The sequence below is a fragment of the Acidithiobacillus sp. genome, from assembly GCF_027322205.1.
Classification (GTDB): domain Bacteria; phylum Pseudomonadota; class Gammaproteobacteria; order Acidithiobacillales; family Acidithiobacillaceae; genus Acidithiobacillus.
In genome coordinates this window covers 1-3,136 of record NZ_DAHVHY010000123.1, presented here as the reverse complement: position 1 = coordinate 3,136, position 3,136 = coordinate 1, and the positions used below count along the sequence as shown (strand labels likewise).

Sequence of the window (3,136 nt, the reverse complement as noted above, 5' to 3'; positions counted from 1 at the left end):
ACGATCCTTCCTGGAAGGGCACATTATCAAAAAAGCTGCACATGCAAGCTCAGGCCAGCCATCAGGGCGTTGGGGTAGCGGCCGCCGGGATGGATGACCCATTGGAGATCCGGTTGCAAGAAGATAAAAGGAATAACCGTGACCCTTTTGTCCCATAATGACACCAACCGTTTGGTAGATGTGAACTATTTCTGATTGGCCGGCCTATGTCGCAGGCGACGGACAGGGTGTCGTGGCCGCACGATCCTCTGTGGCCGGACCATAACCCGCGCATGGACGACGGGGTGCCGAACATAAGGATGATATCGTGGATGAATTGCCATACGAGCTACGGGACGGCGCCGCAATGGACGGATACCAGGGCGTAGCGGATGGAACACCGGACGGATAGCCCCACGGTAGAAGGGGCGACCCCGGTACCGAGGGATCACCCTGGCTCGCCATGTCCGGTAATGCATCAGATCCACATGATGCCGTACCCACCAGCCAGGGTGATGCATGCGGTACCAAGGGGCAATTCGTGCCCGCCACCAGACGAAGTAGGGCTGGTAGGGAAAAACCGGCGGCGGGGGTCCATACTCGAGCGGTAATGGCACGGCAACTGTTATGGGCAGAGATGCCCATGGTCCATAGTCATCCGCACTATACAGCCAGCCATTGCCCGCCCAATCATAATAATAACCATCATACGCATAGATGAAATCTGAGCGCGTGGGCAGATAGTAAGCATTGACCCCATCTCCGACAGAGAAGGCGAAATCCACTTGTGCAGAGGCGCGCGGTGCCGCGTAGAACCACAAGACGCAGAGCATGCAGGCTGCGGCGATGGCTATCGTCGCTTGCTCTCTTTTAGATTGGTGTCTTATCAGCATGATATGGACCCCACATTACGCTATTGGCGAAGGAAGGACGACGCTTGTTTATCGCCGCCAACCACGATGCCAGCCTCCCCATGGATGGACATAATATCCTCCGCGTGGAGCAATCACGCATCCGGAGAGCATTGAAATTCCGATAACAACCAGAATAATACGAACAGTCAGATGAAAGGACGCTAGTCGACTTATCATTTTCCACCTATCCGGGTAGTAGATGCATTCGGGTCTGCTTATTACACATGCCTGCTTATTCCCGGTGTCATTTAGGGTGTTTGCGCGACTTTTGCCGCCATGATATTGACCCGGCAGTCTTCACAGCAGCACAAGGTCACTGTTACATGGGCATGTTCTTATGCTGCACCATATATGCCTTGCCACATTTGCCATCATGGGTCTTGACCATTGCGGCACTTACGCAAAGTCCTTCTTTGGATTTCATGCGCTGGGAACAATTCCCTTCGCCTTTGGCAGAGACCGTCATGGTCACCGGTCGTGCAGTGGCCAATACCTGTGGTGCTGATGCATCAGCTGCCACGGCGGTCAAAGGCAGAGCGCCGAGCGTTACGGCAAATGCCGAACCAAGCGTCAGAGACCAGGCAAAATTCTTCCGTTTCATGGCTAACTCCTTGACAAAGATATGGTTTGTCACTCAGGTATGACGGTGGACCTTGTTACTGGTCCGTCGAACGGCACCTGCCACGAAATGTAGATTACTACAAATGAGGACCTAACACCATAATAGTGGAAACCGTGTTCATCCAGTTGCTAAAAATTCTGTTACACATAAAGGAAAGGGGAACTGTTAGATAATGTAGCTACCCTATATTTGGGGTTTTTGGGACCCAACCGGATTGAGTGTGGTTAAACCTCGCAGGCTTCCACGGACTTTAATTCTGCTGGTTGCCAAAGATGTGCCACGCCGTCTTGTTGGCCCGCGCAAACGCAGTGTTGGTGTGCGGACACCCCCCAATCCCTTGTACGAAAAACTCATCAGGGATTTACGGTGGTGGTCAGGTGGCCGGGTTGTTGCTCGCTGGGATATTCGTCAGTGATTTCCGCGTGGGCCTCTATTGTTCCGCAGCGGCCTTACTACCAGCGCCCGGGCTGGGTGCCCACGGATTACCTGTGGCCGCAAAGCGTCACGCGCGGATGACCGAAATTGGCACCCGTATGTGCCACGATATGGATTGGCGTTTGCTGGCCACCTTCGGACATGCCGAACTGCAGGGTGGCGGACTGCTGCGATTTTCGCCGACATCCGTTATGACCGCAATCAATTTGACGGGTATTGTTACCACTTGGCAGAAATCATCGGCGAAGGTAACATCATCTATCTCAACAAGGTCATGTCCATAGATTACCAGGGCGGCGTCGGTGCTCAGGAAGACCGACCTATAGGCCTGAAATATCAAACCAGCCCAGCCGCTCGGCTGGCGGTGGATTATCAATGGCATCTGGCCCGTTCACGCACGGCGCCAGCTGCGTTCAGCGGATCGCCTCGTTCTGATCTTGGAGGCGATCCTGCATTTGTTGAGATTGTAATTGCTGTTGTAACTGTTCATTCTGAATCTGCTGCTGGTTTTCCTGCAGACGTGTTTTTTCTTTTTCCTGTTGTAATTGCTCTTGCTCCTGCTGCAGGTTAAGATTGAGTTGACTTTGTTGCAACTGCTCAGCATTCTGCTCGTTTTGAAGTTGTTGCTGTATTTCTGGTGTATTGTTTTGCTGAATACTTTGCTCAATACTATTTGCCGGTGGATTTAAAAGCGGATTTTCACTCACGATCACAAACCCGGTAGCCGAGCATGTGCACACACTGATATAGAGACCCATCGCAGCGGTAAGCTGTCCGGATACCCTGGTTATCTGATGCATAATCCCTCCCAAATCATTATCTCAAATAAAGCGTTAAGAGAGATATGACTCTCCCCGTCAGGCCAAGGCATCCAGCACCGATTCTCCCCTCTGTCCGGCGAAATACTCCTGAGACAAGTGTTCAGGCGAGATGAAAGCCCACCACCTTCCCGTTACTTTTCGTCATTTGCATGAGTAGTTGCCGACCATTATAAAGCGTGACGCGCCAGACGTAGCTGCTATAGGCGCCATCCTGCAGATGCGTCACGTAATTGGCATGCCAGCCTTTCTGGAGTTGTAATTTACGGTCAAGGGTGCTCGCCATGTGGGAAAAGCGCCGCGCGGAGAGGCCGTTCAGGAACGCGGTGTCGGCGTCTTCGGTCCATAGGGTGTAATTTTTATGCGTC

5 protein-coding genes and 1 pseudogene are annotated in these 3,136 nt (G+C 52.6%); 1 reads left to right on the top strand and 5 read right to left on the bottom strand.

Going from position 1 to position 3,136, the window contains the following annotated elements:
* Positions 1–26: 26 nt before the first annotated feature.
* The 3 genes from M7F93_RS12010 to M7F93_RS11535 all read right to left on the bottom strand — a co-directional run bounded on the left by M7F93_RS12010 (position 27) and on the right by M7F93_RS11535 (position 1,494).
* Complete coding sequence (locus tag M7F93_RS12010; RefSeq protein WP_366144786.1) at positions 27–164, bottom strand: carbohydrate porin; 138 nt, start codon at positions 162–164, stop codon at positions 27–29.
* 21 nt (positions 165–185) lie between these two features.
* Positions 186–872, bottom strand: coding sequence for a hypothetical protein (locus M7F93_RS11540; RefSeq protein WP_298173649.1), 687 nt, complete (start codon positions 870–872; stop codon positions 186–188).
* A 340-nt stretch (positions 873–1,212) separates the two neighbouring features.
* Complete coding sequence (locus tag M7F93_RS11535; RefSeq protein WP_298173647.1) at positions 1,213–1,494, bottom strand: hypothetical protein; 282 nt, start codon at positions 1,492–1,494, stop codon at positions 1,213–1,215.
* Positions 1,495–2,050: 556 nt separating this feature from the next.
* Here M7F93_RS11535 and M7F93_RS11530 point away from each other — a divergent pair.
* Positions 2,051–2,284 (top strand): annotated as a pseudogene (locus M7F93_RS11530) (hypothetical protein); the annotation flags it as partial.
* 79 nt (positions 2,285–2,363) lie between these two features.
* Here M7F93_RS11530 and M7F93_RS11525 read toward each other — a convergent pair.
* Both M7F93_RS11525 and M7F93_RS11520 read right to left on the bottom strand, forming a co-directional pair.
* Positions 2,364–2,750: a hypothetical protein gene (locus tag M7F93_RS11525; protein WP_298173651.1), complete on the bottom strand. Its 387-nt coding sequence runs from the start codon at positions 2,748–2,750 to the stop codon at positions 2,364–2,366.
* Positions 2,751–2,871: 121 nt separating this feature from the next.
* Positions 2,872–3,136: hypothetical protein (locus M7F93_RS11520; protein WP_298173645.1), on the bottom strand; the 265-nt coding region annotated here is incomplete at its 5' end.

What these genes read in the sequence shown, in the direction of transcription:
- M7F93_RS11535 (WP_298173647.1), bottom strand. Translation starts at nt 1,494, where the DNA reads ATGAAACGGAAGAATTTTGCCTGGTCTCTGACGCTTGGTTCGGCATTT.
- M7F93_RS11540 (WP_298173649.1), bottom strand. Translation starts at nt 872, where the DNA reads ATGCTGATAAGACACCAATCTAAAAGAGAGCAAGCGACGATAGCCATC.
- M7F93_RS11525 (WP_298173651.1), bottom strand. Translation starts at nt 2,750, where the DNA reads ATGCATCAGATAACCAGGGTATCCGGACAGCTTACCGCTGCGATGGGT.